The sequence below is a fragment of the Ferrimonas gelatinilytica genome (assembly GCF_039544205.1).
GTDB classification, from domain to species: domain Bacteria; phylum Pseudomonadota; class Gammaproteobacteria; order Enterobacterales; family Shewanellaceae; genus Ferrimonas; species Ferrimonas gelatinilytica.
Genome location: NZ_BAABLF010000024.1, coordinates 16,002 through 32,615, shown reverse-complemented (window position 1 = coordinate 32,615; position 16,614 = coordinate 16,002). Strand labels below are relative to the sequence as shown.

Here is a 16,614-nt window from a genome sequence, read left to right as displayed (position 1 = left end):
TGGCCCCACCCGAACCCATGCCGAACTCGGAAGTGAAACGCAGTTGCGCCGATGGTAGTGTGGGAGTTCCCATGTGAGAGTAGGTCATCGCCAGACGCTTATTTATGGTTTGTCTGATACTCGGACGGATTAAAAAATTGCTGATATAGCTCAGTTGGTAGAGCGCACCCTTGGTAAGGGTGAGGTCCCCAGTTCAACTCTGGGTATCAGCACCATTTTCGAAGAACCCAGCCTAACGGCTGGGTTTTTTCGTTTGTGTCTGACTCTATCTTGTCACACTTTGCCTTTGTGCATTAGGGTGGGTCTCCTAACAAGGAGAGTCTGATGCATATAGAGATGATCTGCACCGGTGAAGAGGTGCTGTCAGGACAGATAGTGGATACCAATGCTGCCTGGGTGGCGCAACGCTTGTTGGAGCATGGCGAAGAGTTGCGGCGCCGAGTCACCGTGGGTGACCGTATGGCCGATCTTGTGGGCGCGTTCACATCTGCCGCCGGTCAGGCTTCTGTGGTCCTGGTGAATGGCGGGTTGGGGCCAACCTCGGATGACCTGAGTAGCGAAGCGATTGCTCAGGCGATGGGGGTCGGGCTGGAGCTGCACCAGGGTTGGCTTGCGACCATGACCGAGATGTTTGCTCGTCGTGGCCGTCCTATGGCGGCCATCAACCGTAAGCAGGCGATGCTGCCCGTTGGCGCGGTGATGATCGACAACCCTGTTGGCACCGCTTGTGGCTTTCGTATTTTATGGCGAGGAACCTGGTTCGTCTTTACCCCGGGGGTTCCCCTGGAGCTCAAGCGGATGATGGAGGAGCAGGTCTTACCTTGGATGTGTGACGAGTTTGGATTGGCCCCCAAGATGCCGCTGCACCGGCTGTTGACCATTGGCCAGGGCGAGTCGCAACTGGCACATATCCTCGATGACCTGCCGTTACCTGCCGGAGTGGAGCTGGGCTATCGGGCATCACTTCCCTATATCGAACTCAAGTTAATGCAGCGTCGAGATGTGGCGCTACAGGTTTGGGAGACGCTGCTTGAGCAGATCCGTGAGCGCATTGGGGATGCTCTGGTCGGTGAAAATGTGCTCAGCGTTCCGGATGCAGTACATCGGTTATTAAGTGAGCAGTCACTGACCTTGGCCACCGCGGAGTCGTGTACCGGGGGGATGGTGGCGAGTCAGCTGGTCGATTTTCCCGGCAGTTCCTGCTACCTGCTTGGCGGTTGGATCACCTACAGCAACCGGGCCAAACAGGCGGAGTTGGGTGTGGATGAGAGGGTATTGGCTCAGTATGGTGCGGTATCTCTGGAAGCCGCAGTAGGGATGGCTGCAGGGGCAAAGCAAAAGGCCGGGACCGACCTGGCCATCAGTATTACAGGTATTGCCGGACCTGACGGTGGTAGCCCCGATAAACCCGTAGGGACGGTCGCTTTTGCGCTCGCCCACAGTGGCGGGGTTGAAGCGCAAATGTTGAGGCTTGGCAGCCGTCAACGCAACCAGGTGCGCCTCCTGGCGGCGACGGTCGCGCTGGATATGGTCCGTCGCCACCTGCTTGGGTTGCCGGTGATGGCTGAGTATGGCTACTTTGAGCGGGTTGGAGCCAAGTCTATTAAGGCCTGAGCACAAACTCCAGTCGGCCTGGCTGGATCTGGATCTCCTTACCAAAACGCCTTAACAGGTCTTCCTTCCACCCCTTTTGATCCAGTCGGTACACCGGCTGGCTCTCCAGGTAGAGGCGGACGAATCGCATCGCTTCCTGGCTCGCCGGCAGGATCAGTTGCTCAAGCTGCCGGGGAGTCGCCTCCATCCGGACCAGTGTCAGTTCCTGAAGATAAACACTGTGGTCGCCCCGGTCATACCAGGGGCGTGCCTCAAACTCGAATTCAACCCGGGCCTTCAGTGGCACCAGGGGGGTTTTGACACTCAGGCGAGAGTCAGCGGTAACGGTCACCCTGTCCGGAGTTCTCCCTATCTGCACGTCAATGTCAGACAGCGTCAGAGTTGCTCGCAGGAAACGGTCCGCGCTGAGTTCGGTTTCACTGCGCAGGTGCCGATTCAGGTGCTGGCTCAGCTCGGACTCGGATACCGAGTAGTGACTGGCACAGCCTGTTAAGCCCAGTACCAGCAGTATGGCTTTCCAGCCCCCTATCGCCCCTGGTTTCATGTTCTACCCCGTGTTGCGCAGACCGGCGGCGATGCCGGCGATGGTGATCATCAGCGCCTGTTGCAGCTCGGCACTGTCGTTCTCTTTACGGCAACGGCGCAGCAACTCGGCCTGGAGGAAGTTCAGCGGATCAATGTAGGGGTGGCGCAGTGCCACAGACTCCTTGCTCCACGGGGTCAGCTCCATCAAGCTCTGCTCCTGAGTGAGGTCCAGAATGCAGTCGATTCCGGTCTGCAGTCGTTGACGCAGCTCCTCACCCAGCGGGTGCAGCGTTGAGGGAACCAGGATCTGCTCATAGTATCTGGCCAGGTTCGGCTCTGCCTTGGCGTACACCATCTCCAACATGGAGAGCCGGGTACTGAAGAGTGGCCACTGTTTGAACATCTCCCGCATGGTGTCACGATGACCCGCTTCTACGGCTTTTTTCAGGGCCTCTCCAGCTCCGAGCCAGGCGGGCAGATTGAGTCTGTTCTGGGTCCAGGCGAAGATCCAGGGGATCGCTCGCAAGGACTCTACACCACCATCGGCCCGGCGCTTGGCGGGACGGCTGCCCAGTGGCAGCGCCGCCAGTTCCTGCTCCGGTGTCGCAGCCCGGAAGTAGGGAACGAAGTCCTCATCGTGCCAGACGATCTCGCGATACGCCTCCACGGAGGTCGCCGCGATCTCGTCAAACAGCGCTCGCCACTCCGGCTTGGGGGCCGGCGGGGGCAGCAGGGTAGCCTCCAGCACTGCGGAGGTATAGAGGGCGAGGCTCTGCACCGCCACCTGGGGGACGCCAAACTTGAAGCGAATCATCTCGCCCTGCTCGGTTACCCGGAGGCGGCTGTCCACCGAACCCGGCGGCTGGGATAGGATCGCCTGGTGAGCCGGCCCACCACCACGGCCGATAGAACCGCCGCGACCGTGGAACAGGGTCAGGGCCACATCGGCACTGCGACAGATCTCCACCAGCGCTTCCTGCGCCCGGTACTGGGCCCAGGAGGCTGCCATTACGCCAGCGTCTTTTGCCGAGTCGGAGTAGCCGATCATCACCTGTTGTCGTCCCCGGCAATAGCCCAGGTACCAGTCGATGGTGAATAGAGACTGCATCACCGAGGCGGCATTATCCAAGTCACTGAGGGTCTCGAATAGCGGCACAATGGGCAGGGCAAAGGGGCAGTCGCACTCTTTCAGTAGCAGGGCCACCGCCAGGACATCGGAGGGTGCTGCTGCCATGGAGATGACATAGGAGCCCAATGCCTCCTGGCTTTGTTCACCGACGAGCCGGCAAGTATCGAGCACCTCCTGGGTTTCTTCGGAGGCTTGCCAGTGGTGAGGCAGCAGAGGGCGGCGGTTGCTTAATTCACGAAGCAAAAATGCCTGCTTCTCCTCTTCACTCCAGTGGTTGTAGTCGCCGAGCCCAAGATAGCGGGTGGCTTCGGCAATGGCATCCGCATGGCGGTCCGATGATTGCCGGATATCTACCCGGACCAGTGTACAACCGAAGCAGTGGACCCGGCGTATGGTGTCCAAAAGACTGCCGTTTGCGATCAGATGCATACCGCTGTTGAGCAGGCTGTGATAGATGAGTTCCAGAGGCGTAAGCAGATCGCTGCGTTGCCAAATCAGGCTGTTGCATCGGTTATCCGGTGCGTAGCCATCGAGACGTTGCTCCAGATACTCCTGGGTGCGTTGCAGCCTTTTCTTAAGATCTTTGAGAACCACCCGGTAGGGTTCTCGCACCTCCCCGACCTCTTGGCGCAGGGCATCGTCGCAGCGGCTCATGGAGAGTTCGCTGTGCAGAAGGTTGATCTCCTCAAGATAGAGGCGGGTGGCGGTCAGGCGGTTACGCAGCAGCACCTCCTCGGTCACTGCGGCTGTAACATTGGGGTTGCCGTCCCGGTCACCACCCATCCAGCTTGAGAATTTTACCGGTGCCACATGGGGAGGGAGCAGTGCGCCGGTATGCTCCTGGATCTGTTCGCTCAGCTGACGTAAAAATTCTGGCACCGCCTGCCACAGGCTGGCTTCCACGGTTGCCATGCCCCACTGGGCTTCGTCCACCGGGGTGGGGCGTTGATCGCGGATCTCATCGGTATGCCAGATCTGAGCCACCAGCTGCCGTATGCGGAGTTGGTTACGCTTTTTTTCCAGCCGGGAGAGCTGAGGGTTCTCTTTTTCGCTGAGGCAGTCGATGAGGTGGGTGTACTTCTTGATCAGAGTCCGCCGGGTTATCTCGGTAGGGTGGGCGGTGAGCACCAAATCGATATCCAGTTTCTCCAGCTCTGCCTGGATATGTTGGGGCTCGAGCTTGGCTTTCCCCTTCAGCAGACGATTCAGCAGTTGCTCAACTGGGTCCGGTACGCACACCAACTCATCGCAGTTGCGGGAGATGGAGTGATGCTGCTCGGCAATGTTGGCCAGATTCAGGAATTGGTTGAAGGCGCTGGCGAAGGGCACAAGCTCATGATCCGGAAGCTCCGCCAGCATTGCCAGCATCTGTCCTCGAGCATCATCGTCGCCGTTGCGAGAGGCTTTTGACAGCTTTCGGACCGCTTCGATCCGGTTGAGGAACTCTTCGCCCTGCTCGGCGAAAATGGTTTCACCGAGGACAGACCCCAGCAGATGGACGTTCGCCCGCAGTTGGGCGTACATATCGGCCATCATCTCTTCTCCCTGAAATTTCTGCATGTTGACCGATCCTGCGGCGCAAAGGTAACAGCGTCAAGCGCCTCTGGATGAAATTGCACCAAAACAGAGGGTTAGGCTATGTTGGTGCAGGGTTTAGGGGATCCTACTGGTGGCGTTTTTCTCAATCGATCCGATAGTGAAATAATTATTCATAAGGGTTGAATAATATCTCAATTTCGTTACTCTTGATTTCAATTGAGCAAGGACGTTTTGAGCCACCCATCATGAACACAACCGTTTTCCAATTACGACGACGATAACCCCCGCCTGTTAGGGCCGTTTGGCCCACCGGTACCTTAAGGTGCCCCCTCGCCCGTTTTTTTGTTTCTAAAATCCGCAGGAGTCTGACCATGGTAAGGGTCTCTGTCGTCGGAGGTTCCGGTTACACCGGAGCCATTTTGGCCAAGCTCATCGCTCAGCACCCCCATCTGCAGCTGTCTGGTCTTTATGTATCACCCGGGAGTGCCGACAGGGATCGCCTCCTATCTTCCCTCTACCCCGAGCTGATCGGGATCGTCGATCTGCCCCTTCAGGGGCTGGATCTTGACGCTTTGACGCAGGCCGACGCCGTATGTTTGGCGACGGATCATGCCGTCAGTGCCGAGTTAGCCCCAAAGTTGCTGGCTCAGGGCGTGGTCGTGTTTGACCTGTCCGGCGCGCATCGCTTTCGTGATCCTTCCCTCCTGCCCCAGTTTTATGGTTTCGAACATCCGGTCCCGGCCTGTTTATCAGGGGCTGTGTATGGATTGGCTGAACATGCCGAACAGGCCCTGAGTGATGCTTCCCTGATTGCGGTTCCCGGTTGCTACCCGACCGCCTCTTTGCTGGCACTGATGCCACTCAAAGTGAACGGACTTATCGCCCATGATGGGGTGCCGGTGATCAACGCCGTCAGCGGTGTATCCGGTGCCGGTCGAAAGGCGGCACTGAATACCAGCTTTTGCCAGGTCAGTTTGACCCCCTACGGTGTGCTCGGTCATCGACACCAGCCGGAGATCGAGAGCCAGCTTGATCATCCGGTGGTGTTTACGCCCCATCTCGGCGCCTTCAAGCGCGGGATCCTAGCGACCATCACGGTGCCCATGGCTGAGGGCGTGGGCGAGACTGAGGTGAGGGCAGCCTATGGCTGTTACGACACAGCGGGCAAGGTGCACTTGTTGCCACAGGGGGAGTGGCCAAAGGTTGATGATGTTGCGGGCAGCGACCGCTGCCTGCTGGCCTGGAAGCTGGACAGCCAGAGGCGGATTCTGGTGGTGGCCAGTGCCATCGACAACCTGATGAAAGGCGCCGCGAGTCAGGCGTTGCAGTGCATACTTATTCGATTTGGTCTGGGGGTGTCGGCATGAATACTTTGGTGATCAAAGTGGGCGGTGCCCTGTTGGCCAGTGACACCGCTGTCGCGGCGCTGTTTCAGACCCTGACACAGTTCCATCAAGCGGGTTGGCCGCTGGTCATGGTTCATGGGGGGGGCGTTGTGGTTGAGCAGCAGCTTGCTGCCAATGGCTTTACCTCGGAGAAGTGCGGGGGATTGAGAGTGACCCCGGAGGCACAGATCCCGGTGGTCGCCGGTGCTCTGGCCGGCACCGCCAATACCGCCCTGGTGGCGGCGGCGGCCCGGGCTGGACTGACGCCTGTGGGGCTCTCTTTGGCGGATGGCGGCATTGTTCGGGCACAGGTCCTGGATCCGGCGCTGGGCCGGGTGGGGCAGGCTTCACCGGGGGACCCCCGTTTGCTGACGCAGCTGCTGCAACTGGGCATGTTGCCCGTTGTTAGCTCCATTGCCGTTGATGAGGCGGGTCGACTGCTGAACGTTAACGCGGATCAGGCGGCTACTGCGCTGTGCCAGTTGCTGGCTGCCGAACTGGTGCTGTTGTCGGATGTCGACGGCGTCCTTGACGGCCAGGGGCAGCTGTTGCCCACCCTGGATCGGAGCGAGTGTGCCAAGCAGGTCGCGATCGGGGTGATCGAAGGCGGAATGAAGGTGAAGGTGGAGGCGGCCCTGGCGGCGGCGCAAAGCATTAACAATTGTGTCCGGATAGCCAGTTGGCGTCACCCGGAGCAGCTGACAGCGCTGCTCGAAGGTGGCTCGGTCGGCACGGTAATACAACCTTGAGGGTAGGCAAGATGAAGGATTTACTGACACTCAAAGATCTCACTTCGGCGGAGATCCTGGCGATCATTGATCAGGCAATCTGCCTGAAGCGGGACTACACCCCCTACCAGGATGCCCTCAAGGGCCGATCGGTGGTGACTCTGTTTGAAAAACCGAGTTTGCGAACCCGGGTCAGCTTCGATATCGGCATCCATAAGCTCGGTGGGCATGCGGTGTACCTGGACCAGCAAAACGGCGCCTTGGGACAGCGTGAATCGGTCAAGGACTTTGCCCTCAACCTGTCCCGTTGGTGCGATGCCATTGTTGCCCGAGTGTTTGATCATCAGACCCTGGTGGCGCTGCGGCAACATGCGACGGTTCCGATCGTGAACTCGCTGTGTGATCTCTACCACCCGTGCCAGGCGCTGGCGGACTTCATGACCCTGAGAGAGCACTGCGGCGAACTCGACAAAGTTACCTTGGGGTATGTGGGGGATGGGAATAACGTCACCCACTCGCTGATGTTCGCCGCCGCCAAGCTGGGTGCAAAGATCATCGTGGTCTGCCCGCCGGGCCACTTTCCTGACGGCAAGATGGTGCTTGAGGCCCAGTCGATTGCTGCTCAGACCGGTGGCCAGGTGACGCTGAGTTCGGAGCTCTCTGCGCTGGAGGGGTGTGACGCCCTCTACGCCGATACCTGGATCTCCATGGGGGATGACACCCCTCTGGCCTCCATAAAGGCTAAATTCCAGCCCTACCAGATCAACTCCGCTCTCATGGCCTCCAGCGGGGCTAGATATGTGCTGCATTGCCAACCGGCGCACAGGGAGGTGGAGATCACCTCCGAAGTGATGGATGGTCCGGGCTCACTCATTCTCGATCAGGCGGAAAACCGTATGCACGCTCAAAATGCCGTGTTGCTGTCCCTGCTTGCGAAGTAAGTCATTGAACAGAATTGGATAAGGAAATAGAGATGTCGAAAATCAATAAAGTGGTACTGGCTTACTCCGGCGGTTTGGATACCTCGGCGATCATTCCCTGGCTCAAGGAGCAGCACGATTGTGAAGTGGTGGCCTTCGTGGCCGATGTGGGTCAGGACCCTGCCGAGCTGGAGGGGGTCGAGGAGAAGGCGCTGGCATCCGGTGCCTCCAGCTGTTACGTGATGGACCTGAAAGAGGCCTTCGTGGCGGAGTACGTGAATCCAATCCTTAAGACCGGCGCCATCTACGAGGGTACCTACCTGCTAGGGACCTCCATGGCCCGGCCCATCATTGCCAAGGCCCAAGTTGAATTGGCGCTGGAGTTGGGGGCGGATGCGGTCTCCCATGGCTGCACGGGGAAGGGCAACGACCAGGTGCGTTTCGAGTCCACCTACGCCGCCTTGGCGCCGCAACTGGCGGTGATCGCTCCCTGGCGAGAGTGGTCGATGAAATCCCGGACCGACCTGCTGAACTACTTGGCGCAGAAGAACATCCCCACGACCGCCAGTGCTGAGAAGATCTACAGCCGCGATGCCAATGCCTGGCATATCTCCCACGAGGGGGGCGAGCTGGAGGACCCCTATTGTGAACCTTCAGAGCAGGTATGGACCTGGACGGTCTCTCCCGAGCAGGCGCCGGACAAGGCACAGTACGTGACCTTGAACTTTGAGCAGGGGGTGCTGACAGCGGTGGATGGCGAGGCGATGACGCCCTACAACGCCCTCAATTACCTCAATGGGGTGGCGGCAGGTCACGGTGTGGGCCGTATCGACATCGTCGAGAACCGCCTGGTGGGAATGAAGTCCCGGGGCTGCTATGAAACCCCTGGTGGGACCGTGATCAACGCCGCTTTGCGGGGACTGGAAACTCTGGTGTTGGACAAGGCTGCCTTTAAGTTTCGTGAGCAGGTTGGTCTGGAGTTTTCCCATGTGATCTATGACGGACGCTGGTTTACGCCCCTATCCGATGCCCTACTGGCCGCTGCCGAGAGCCTGGCCAAGGTCGTCACTGGTGAGATCGTCGTTAAGCTTTATAAGGGGCACGCCACCGTGGTCAAGCGTAAGAGCCCCAACAGTCTGTACTCGGAGGCCTTCTCGACCTTCGAGGAGGATGAGGTATACAACCAGAAGCACGCCGAAGGGTTTATCCGTCTGTTCAGCCTGTCCAGCCGCATCGCGGCCCTCAATGGCGTGAACTCAACCGAGGAGTCCTGAGATGGCATTATGGGGTGGGCGGTTCAGCGGCGCCGCAGACAGTCGCTTCAAACGCTTTAATGATTCGCTACCGGTGGACTACCGGTTGGTGCAGCAGGACATCACGGGCTCGATCGCCTGGGCCGGCGCGCTGAAGCAGGTGGGGGTGCTGAACGATCTCGAGCATGGCACCCTGATCAAGGCGCTGCATGATCTGGCTGCGTCAGTCACCGAGGAGCAGATCCTCGACTCCGGCGCCGAAGACATTCACAGCTTTGTGGAGTCGGCCCTGATCGACAAAGTGGGGGATCTGGGCAAGAAGCTGCATACCGGCCGCTCCCGCAATGACCAGGTCGCGACAGATCTGAAGCTCTGGTGTAAGGATCAGGGTGAAGCGATGATTGAGGCCTTGGTCCGCGTGCAGCAGCAATTGCTGGAGTTGGCGCAGCGTGAGGCCCAAACCGTGTTGCCCGGATATACCCATCTGCAGCGTGCCCAACCCATCACCTTCGGTCACTGGGCCATGGCCTACGTGGAGATGATGGAGCGGGACCTGTTGCGGGTCAAAGATGCACTGAATCGCCTGGATACCTGCCCGCTGGGCAGCGGTGCGCTAGCCGGCACCGCCTATCCGGTGGATCGCCAGGCGTTGGCGCACGCGCTGGGTTTCCGTCAGGCCAGCAACAACAGCCTGGATTCGGTGTCGGATCGTGACCATGTCATTGAACTGTGCAGTGCCGCGTCGATCTCCATGATGCACCTGTCGCGGATGGCCGAGGATCTGATCTTCTACAACTCCGGCGAAGCGGGTTTCATTGAACTGTCGGACTCTGTGACCTCTGGCTCCTCCTTGATGCCACAGAAAAAGAATCCGGACGCCCTTGAGTTGATCCGGGGCAAGACCGGCCGGGTTTATGGTGCCTTGATTGGGATCCTCACCACCATGAAGGCCCTGCCCATGGCTTACAACAAGGATATGCAGGAGGACAAGGAGGGGCTGTTCGATGCTATCGACAGCTGGCTTATCTGTCTGGATATGTCGGCGCTGGTGCTGGAGGGGGTCAAGGTCAATTCCCAGCGCACGCTGGCGGCGGCTCAGCAGGGCTACGCTAACGCCACCGAACTGGCGGATTACCTGGTCGCCAAGGGGATGCCATTTCGTCAGGCGCACCACGTGGTGGGCGAGGCGGTATTGGCGGCGATCGATGCCGGCAAGGCGCTGGAAGATTTCAGCCTGCCTGAGTTGCAGGCCTTCTCCTCGGTCATTGAGTCCGATGTCTACCAACACCTGACCATCGATGCCTGCCTGGCCAAGCGAGTGGCAAAAGGGGGCACATCGCTGGCGCAGATCGCCCAGGCGCTGGATCAGCAAAAAGCCTCGGCAGAGCAGGCAGTGGCAGATCGTGCCAGTGTTGGGGGCACCGCGCCGCAACAGGTACGCCATGCGCTGGATCTCTCTCAGCAGCGACTCAATGCCCACAAGGCGGAGCTGTTGTCGGTGCGTCCGGCCCGCCTCTCCGACGTGGCGGCGATCCACAGAATCAACAGTTACTGGGCCGAGCTGGGCGAAACCCTGCCAAGAACCCGAGACGAGATCCTTCAGGATGTGCTCGATTTTTCCGTCGCGGAGCAGGATGGCAAGGTGGTGGGTTGTGCGTCACTCTATATCTATACGACGGGTTTGGCGGAGATGCGCAGCGTTGGTATCGATCCTGAGCATCATGGCCAGGGGCAAGGCCGTGCGTTGGTGGACTACATGCTGCAACGGGGACGGGAACTGGAGCTGGAAAAGGTGATTGTCCTGACCCGGGTTGCAGGCTTCTTCGGCAAGCTGGGCTTCGCCGAGATCAATAAAGAGGTCTTGCCAGAGAAGGTGATGAAAGATTGTGACCGCTGCCCCCGTCAGAATGCCTGTGATGAGGTGGCGATGGCCTACAGCTTCGCTTAAGTTTCGTTGAGTGTAAAAACGCCCCGGGCAAATGCCCGGGGCGTTTCTTATCTCGTTGATACTATTGCAGATGCTGCTTTAGAACAGCTCCTCCGACAGCTCCTGCTCAAACAGGTTCTCCTCCGTTGGGGCGGCGTCGGCAATCTCCGTGGGCACTGTCCCTTCGATGAAATATTCGAAGCGACTGCTGGCATCGTTGCGGCTGGACAGCTTGCCGGTGGCCAGATCGATCCTGGCGGTCACTATCCCTTCCGGGACGGGGTCACTCTGTTCCGGCACCCCATCGAGAACCGACTGCATAAACAGGTTCCAGGCGGGGCCCGCCGTTTTGGCGCCAGACTCGCCGCCGGTGATCTGGTCTTCAGATCCATAGGGGCTCCAACCGGTCCGGCCGAGGCGGCGATTGTGATCATCAAAGCCGACCCAGGCCGTCGCGATAATTCCGGGTCCGTAGCCTGAAAACCAGGTATCCCGGGCGTCGTTGGTTGTCCCGGTCTTCCCGCCGATGTCGCGACGATTCAGCAGGCGGGCGGCCCGCCAGGCGGTGCCATTCCAGCCGGTGCCGGCGCTCCAGTCTCCGCCGCCCCAGATCACTGATTGCAGCGTCTGCTTAATCAGGAATGCGTTCTGTTCGCTGATCACCCGGGGGGCTAGCAGTTCCTCCGGCCAGGGGCACTGGTTGGCGAGGGCCGCGGGCGCGTCTTCCGGGACCGCTTCTTGGATCGCCCGCTCGCACTCTGGGCAGACAATTTTGGGTTGATGTTGGTACAACACTTCGCCGGTGCTGCGCTCGATGCGCTCGATAAAGTAGGGCTCCACCAGGTAGCCGCCGTTGGCGAACACTGCGAAGCCGCGGGCATTCTCCATCGGTGTGGCGGACGCAGAGCCCAGTGCCAGGGATTCGCTGGGGGTGAAATCGCCGGGCTCGAAACCGAACTTGAGTGCATGTTGGATGAAGTTATCGATTCCAACTTCGCGAATCATTCTGACCGCCATGACGTTGATCGACTGGGCCAGCCCCTGCCGTGCACGGGTCGGGCCGGTATACACGTCCGGTGAGTTTCGGGGACGCCAGGCCGTGCCTTGACTGCGATCCCACTGGGTGATGGGAGCGTTATTGATAAGCGTGGCCAGGGTATAGCCATGCTCCAGGCCAGCGGAGTAGAGGAAGGGCTTGATGTTGGAGCCGAGCTGTCGTTTCGCCTGAGTAACGCGGTTGTACTGGCTCTGACCAAAGTCATATCCGCCCACCAGCGCCAGGATGGCGCCAGAGTTCGGGTCTAAGGCGACAAAGGCACTGCTGGCCTGCGGGATCTGAGCCAGCCACCAATTCTCCTCCTGGCGCCGGATCCAGACCTGATCACCGGCGGTGACCACATCTGAAGCGCGCTTGGGAGCCGGGCCTTGACGGGTATCACTGATGTAGGAGCGCGCCCAATTGAGCCCCTCCCAAGTCAGAGTCAGCCGCTCTCCCTCTGCATTGAGAACCTGGGCTTCCTGCTCATCAACGGCGATCACCACTGCGGGGTACAGCTCGCGGTATCGACGCACATTTTTCAGGTGGGCGACGATCTTCGCCTCGCTCCAGGCAGAATCTCCGTCCGTTGACCACAGTGTGGCTTCCGGGCCGCGATAACCGTGGCGGGTGTCGTAGGCAAAAAGGTTGGCCAGCAGCGCCTGTTGAGCGGCTTGCTGGGTGGTGGCGCTGGCGGTGGTGTAGATATCAAAGCCCTGGGTGTAGGCGGCTTCTTCACCATAGGTTTCGACCATATGGTCGCGCACCATCTCTGACAGGTAGGGGGCATAGAGTTCGATCTCTGCACCGTGGTAGCGGGCGGTCAGTGGCGTCTGACGTGCCTCCTGGTATTCAGCTTCGGTGATGTAGCCAGCATCTTTCATCCGCCACAGCACTGTATTCCGCCGCTGCATTGCCGCTTTGGGGTTGCGGATCGGGTTCTGGGTTGAAGGGGCCTGGGGCAGACCGGCGATCATCGCCATCTCGGGCAGAGTCAGCTCCGATAGCTCTTTACCGTAGTAGACCTGGGCGGCGGCACCGATTCCATAGGCTCGGTTACCCAAAAAGCTTCGGTTGAGGTAGAGCTGAAGGATCTCGTCTTTGCTCAATACCCGCTCGATCTCGAGAGCCAGGATGATCTCCCGCACTTTACGGATATAGGACTTCTCTCGGGTCAGGAAGAAGTTCCGTGCGACCTGCATGGTGATGGTGCTGGCGCCCTGAACTTTACTGCCTGACACCGCGACAGCGAGCGCGGCGCGCACGAGGCCGACCGGGTCCACACCCTTATGTTCGTAGAAGCGGGCATCCTCAGTGGCCAAAAACGCCTCAATAAGTGGTTTGGGCACCTCCTGGATCTCGACAGGGATACGACGCTTTTCGCCAAACTGAGAGATCAGTTTGCCGTCTGCGCTGAACACTCGCATCGGTGTTTGCAGTTGAACCGTCTTGAGCGTTTCAACATCCGGAAGGTCGGGTGCCAGCCACGCATAAAGCCCTGCTAAGGCGGCGCCACCGAGGAGTAGCAGGAACAGTGCGATCGCTGTCAGGCGTTTTAACCACTTCACGTAAGTTATTTTCCTAAAGGTTTAAGTGACCGCCAAGTATACCTTGGTAAGGTATCGGCCTAAAGTCGCCAAAATATCGACTCAAGATCACCAGAAAATCGCCAAAACAATGACGTTTAGTGCATTAAATTTGCCGAATAAGTGGTTGTGTTGGCGAAGGTTAATGGTTCATTGTATGATCCAATTGTGTAGGAAATTTCGCTTCTAGCGGGCAGGGATAATGCTGACAGATTGGTTCAAACCTAAGCAGCCCATCATGGTGGGTGTTGATATCGGAACCTCGGAAATCAAAGCGGTGCTGCTGTCTGAATCGCCCGGGGGTTACAAATTAGAGGGCGTTGCTAAGGTCCCGCTCGCTAAAGGTTCGGTGGTTGACCGGGAGATCCGGGATCCCGAATCAGTGGCGTTGGCGATGCGAAAACTGAAAGCGCAGCTCCCCAAGGGGGTCAAGTATGGCGCGGCATCGGTGAGCGGCTCGACCGTGATGACCAAGGTGATATTCATGGACGCCGAGTTGTCTGAGGAGGAACTTGAGGCTCAAATTGAGATTGAAGCCGACAGCCTTATCCCTTATCCGCTTGAAGATGTGAATATCGACTTCGAACGTTTGCGAACCAACGAGGACACCAAAAAGGTCGAAATCCTGCTGGCGGCCTGCCGCAGCGATAACGTTGACTCCCGGGTTGAGGCGCTCGACGCTGCCGGTTGGGAGAGTAAGGTCATTGATGTTGAGGGCTATGCCCTTGGCCGCAGTTTCAAGCTGCTGGCGGAACAGTTGCCGAATTCGGGCCTTGGCCAGGTAGTCGGGATGGTGGATCTGGGTGCCAGTATGAGTACCTTCGCCATCGTGGCTGACGGAGAAACGGCCTTTGTCCGGGAGCAGGCGTTTGGCGGCGAACAATTCACCCAATCGATTCTCAACTACTACGGCATGAGCTACGAAGAGGCGGAACAGGCGAAAATTGCCGGTGAACTGCCTCGCAATTATGTCTTTGAGGTCCTGGGGCCATTCCAAACTCAGTTGATTCAACAAATCCGCCGAACCTTCCAAATCTTCATCAATGCCAGTCAGTACGAAAAGGTGGAAGCCTTAATCCTCTGTGGTGGTAGTGCCCGCATCGAAGGCTTGGTCTCCGTTCTCAGCACTGAGCTTGAGATCCCCGTTTATGTTGCAGATCCTTTTTCCGGTCGTCTTAAGGCCAGTGCCAAGCTCAAGGCACGGGTGGAGCCGGAAATCGTCAGCTATATGGTGGCCTGCGGTCTGGCCCTGAGGAGCTTTGAACCATGGCACATATAAACCTATTGCCCTGGCGCGAGGCACAGCGTGCACGCGCCAAGAAACAGTACCTGACCATATTGGGCGGGGTCGCCGCCCTAGGTGCCTTAATGGTTCTGGTCGCCAATCTGGTGATCGGTGAGATGGTCGACCTACAGCAGCAGCGCAATGCCTACCTGCAGCAGGAGATCCAAGAGCTGGACGTGAAGATCGCTGAAATTCAGCGGATTAAAGAGCAACAGCAGCTCTTGCTGAAGCGTATCGAGGTGATACAGGCCTTGCAGCGTCAGCGACACGTGCCTGTGCAGGTGATGAATGAGTTGGCTCGCGTCATGGTCCCTGGGGTCTACCTGACCCGTGTGGAGGTCAAGGGGCACGATGTCTCCATGGAGGGGTATTGCGACTCAAACAATCACCTGGCGAACATGATGCGTCGGGTTGAGACGGCGCATTGGCTGGCGGAGCCTCGCATCCATAAAATTGTGGCTGCCGATAACATCAATGCCAGGGAACACGCCTTTAAGTTGGACGTCAAGGTGCTGCCGCTGGGTAATGGCCCCCGTGAGATCGAGCCTCAGCTGGCGATGCAAGGAGAGTGATGATGGATCTCAAATTGGAAGAGTTGGAGATCGAAAATATCGGTATTTGGCCCAAGGAGGTCAAGATCATTACCGCATTGATCCTGCTGGTGGCGACGCTGGTACTCGGCTATTTCCTGATGTTAAAAGACAGCCTGGCTGGCCTGGAACGGCTGGAGCAGCAGGAGATGACGTTCAAGCAGGAGTTTGAGCGCAAATACAGGATGGCGGCGAATCTACCGAAGTACCGGGAGCAACTGGCACAGATGAAGGAGCAGTTCCAGGAGATGCTGGCGATGCTGCCGACGGCGAATGAAATGCCCGGTTTGCTTGACTCGGTGACCTATCTGGCAACGGATGCGGAACTGGCGATCCAAAGCCTCAGCTGGCAGCCGGAGTCCCGTCAAGAGTTTTACGTTGAGATGCCCATTGAAGTGGAGATAAGGGGTAGCTATCACGATTTCGGTCGTTTCTCGGCCGGTGTCGCGGCACTGCCAAGGATTGTAAGCCTGCACGACTTCGTGATGAAACCCGAGGGTGATGACTTGGCGATGACAGTGATGGCCAAGACGTATCGTTTCTCCGAGGAGGGTGGCGACGCTAAGGAGGGCAAGAAAAAGTGAAGCGACATATCTGCATCTATTTCGGATTGTTGTTGACCGGTTGCGGCGGTGGCATGGGAGATCTGCGTCAGTACGTTGCAGAGGTTGAGGCCACGCCCGTCCCCTTCAATGAGGTCACAACACCAGCACCGAGAATTGTTTCGGTTCCTTACGAGGTCGCGGATCTCCGCAGCCCCTTTCGTTATCAAAAGGTGGAGGTGGATGAGCGAGGCCTCGGCGATGAACCCAACTGTCCCAAACCCGACCTTAAGCGCATGAAAACGCCTCTCGAGGCGTATGCCGTGGACAGCTTCATGCTCAAAGGGGTAATGAAAGAGCAGGACAAGAGTTGGGCACTACTGCAGTCCGGTGATGGGGCTGTGCATAAGGTTGATCGGGGCGATTTCATCGGTTTGTTCCACGGTCAGGTGAAGCACATTGGCCCTTCGGCCATGGTGGTAGAAGAGTGGATTCCCGATGCCAAGGGATGTTGGCACACGCGTGATACGCAGCTCGCCATGGCAAGCAAATAAG

At 58.5% G+C, this 16,614-nt stretch carries 13 protein-coding genes, 1 tRNA gene and 1 rRNA gene; 12 read left to right on the top strand and 3 right to left on the bottom strand.

What is annotated here, in order from left to right:
- The 3 genes from rrf to ABD997_RS12425 all read left to right on the top strand — a co-directional run.
- Positions 1-96: ribosomal RNA gene (gene rrf, locus ABD997_RS12435) — 5S ribosomal RNA — on the top strand; the annotation flags it as partial.
- A gap of 43 nt (positions 97-139) precedes the next feature.
- Positions 140-215: transfer RNA gene (locus tag ABD997_RS12430), tRNA-Thr, on the top strand.
- Between the two features lie 109 nt (positions 216-324).
- The gene (locus ABD997_RS12425; protein WP_345317373.1) at positions 325-1,614 is read left to right on the top strand and encodes a CinA family nicotinamide mononucleotide deamidase-related protein; all 1,290 of its coding nucleotides are present in this window, start codon (positions 325-327) and stop codon (positions 1,612-1,614) included.
- Here the strand turns inward: ABD997_RS12425 and ABD997_RS12420 are convergent.
- Together ABD997_RS12420 and ppc are read right to left on the bottom strand one after the other, a co-directional pair.
- Entirely contained in the window at positions 1,604-2,158 is a 555-nt protein-coding gene (locus ABD997_RS12420) for a YceB family lipoprotein (protein ID WP_345317372.1), read from the bottom strand. The two genes, ABD997_RS12425 and ABD997_RS12420, sit on opposite strands and share 11 nt — an antisense overlap.
- A gap of 3 nt (positions 2,159-2,161) precedes the next feature.
- Positions 2,162-4,801 carry a phosphoenolpyruvate carboxylase gene (ppc, locus tag ABD997_RS12415; protein WP_345317375.1) on the bottom strand — a complete coding sequence of 880 codons (2,640 nt, stop codon included), beginning with the start codon at positions 4,799-4,801 and terminating at the stop codon, positions 2,162-2,164.
- A gap of 377 nt (positions 4,802-5,178) precedes the next feature.
- Here ppc and argC point away from each other — a divergent pair, with 377 nt between their 5' ends.
- The 5 genes from argC to argH are packed head-to-tail and all read left to right on the top strand — an operon-like array spanning position 5,179 to position 11,041.
- Complete coding sequence (gene argC / locus ABD997_RS12410) at positions 5,179-6,174, top strand: N-acetyl-gamma-glutamyl-phosphate reductase (protein ID WP_345317371.1); 996 nt, start codon at positions 5,179-5,181, stop codon at positions 6,172-6,174.
- The gene (gene argB, locus ABD997_RS12405; protein ID WP_345317369.1) at positions 6,171-6,941 is read left to right on the top strand and encodes an acetylglutamate kinase; all 771 of its coding nucleotides are present in this window, start codon (positions 6,171-6,173) and stop codon (positions 6,939-6,941) included. Before argC ends, argB begins: the two co-directional genes overlap by 4 nt.
- A gap of 11 nt (positions 6,942-6,952) precedes the next feature.
- Entirely contained in the window at positions 6,953-7,861 is a 909-nt protein-coding gene (locus tag ABD997_RS12400; protein ID WP_345317367.1) for an ornithine carbamoyltransferase, read from the top strand.
- Positions 7,862-7,893: 32 nt separating this feature from the next.
- Complete coding sequence (locus tag ABD997_RS12395; protein WP_345317366.1) at positions 7,894-9,114, top strand: argininosuccinate synthase; 1,221 nt, start codon at positions 7,894-7,896, stop codon at positions 9,112-9,114.
- A gap of 1 nt (position 9,115) precedes the next feature.
- A complete protein-coding gene (gene argH / locus ABD997_RS12390) occupies positions 9,116-11,041 on the top strand; it encodes an argininosuccinate lyase (protein WP_345317365.1) in 1,926 nt (641 codons plus the stop codon).
- 78 nt (positions 11,042-11,119) lie between these two features.
- Here argH and ABD997_RS12385 read toward each other — a convergent pair whose 3' ends face one another.
- A complete protein-coding gene (locus tag ABD997_RS12385) occupies positions 11,120-13,624 on the bottom strand; it encodes a penicillin-binding protein 1A (RefSeq protein ID WP_345317363.1) in 2,505 nt (834 codons plus the stop codon).
- A 220-nt stretch (positions 13,625-13,844) separates the two neighbouring features.
- Between ABD997_RS12385 and ABD997_RS12380 the strand changes: the two genes are divergently transcribed.
- From ABD997_RS12380 to ABD997_RS12365, 4 genes are read left to right on the top strand one after another with little or no spacing between them, the layout of a single operon-like run.
- On the top strand, positions 13,845-14,921 hold the full coding sequence (locus ABD997_RS12380) for a pilus assembly protein PilM (protein WP_345317362.1): 1,077 nt from the start codon (positions 13,845-13,847) through the stop codon (positions 14,919-14,921).
- Positions 14,909-15,499 (top strand): PilN domain-containing protein, encoded by a 591-nt coding sequence (locus ABD997_RS12375; protein WP_345317361.1) that lies wholly within the window; start codon positions 14,909-14,911, stop codon positions 15,497-15,499. The genes ABD997_RS12380 and ABD997_RS12375 overlap by 13 nt, the downstream gene beginning before the upstream one ends.
- A complete protein-coding gene (locus tag ABD997_RS12370; RefSeq protein ID WP_345317360.1) occupies positions 15,499-16,101 on the top strand; it encodes a type IV pilus inner membrane component PilO in 603 nt (200 codons plus the stop codon). Before ABD997_RS12375 ends, ABD997_RS12370 begins: the two co-directional genes overlap by 1 nt.
- On the top strand, positions 16,098-16,613 hold the full coding sequence (locus ABD997_RS12365; protein WP_345317358.1) for a pilus assembly protein PilP: 516 nt from the start codon (positions 16,098-16,100) through the stop codon (positions 16,611-16,613). The genes ABD997_RS12370 and ABD997_RS12365 overlap by 4 nt, the downstream gene beginning before the upstream one ends.
- Position 16,614: the final 1 nt, after the last annotated feature.

Excerpts from the sequence above, each read along its gene's own strand:
- ABD997_RS12425 (WP_345317373.1), top strand. The coding sequence starts at position 325 with ATGCATATAGAGATGATCTGCACCGGTGAAGAGGTGCTGTCAGGACAG.
- ABD997_RS12420 (WP_345317372.1), bottom strand. The coding sequence starts at position 2,158 with ATGAAACCAGGGGCGATAGGGGGCTGGAAAGCCATACTGCTGGTACTG.
- ppc (WP_345317375.1), bottom strand. The coding sequence starts at position 4,801 with ATGGCCGATATGTACGCCCAACTGCGGGCGAACGTCCATCTGCTGGGG.
- argC (WP_345317371.1), top strand. The coding sequence starts at position 5,179 with ATGGTAAGGGTCTCTGTCGTCGGAGGTTCCGGTTACACCGGAGCCATT.
- argB (WP_345317369.1), top strand. The coding sequence starts at position 6,171 with ATGAATACTTTGGTGATCAAAGTGGGCGGTGCCCTGTTGGCCAGTGAC.
- ABD997_RS12400 (WP_345317367.1), top strand. The coding sequence starts at position 6,953 with ATGAAGGATTTACTGACACTCAAAGATCTCACTTCGGCGGAGATCCTG.
- ABD997_RS12395 (WP_345317366.1), top strand. The coding sequence starts at position 7,894 with ATGTCGAAAATCAATAAAGTGGTACTGGCTTACTCCGGCGGTTTGGAT.
- argH (WP_345317365.1), top strand. The coding sequence starts at position 9,116 with ATGGCATTATGGGGTGGGCGGTTCAGCGGCGCCGCAGACAGTCGCTTC.
- ABD997_RS12380 (WP_345317362.1), top strand. The coding sequence starts at position 13,845 with ATGCTGACAGATTGGTTCAAACCTAAGCAGCCCATCATGGTGGGTGTT.
- ABD997_RS12375 (WP_345317361.1), top strand. The coding sequence starts at position 14,909 with ATGGCACATATAAACCTATTGCCCTGGCGCGAGGCACAGCGTGCACGC.
- ABD997_RS12370 (WP_345317360.1), top strand. The coding sequence starts at position 15,499 with ATGATGGATCTCAAATTGGAAGAGTTGGAGATCGAAAATATCGGTATT.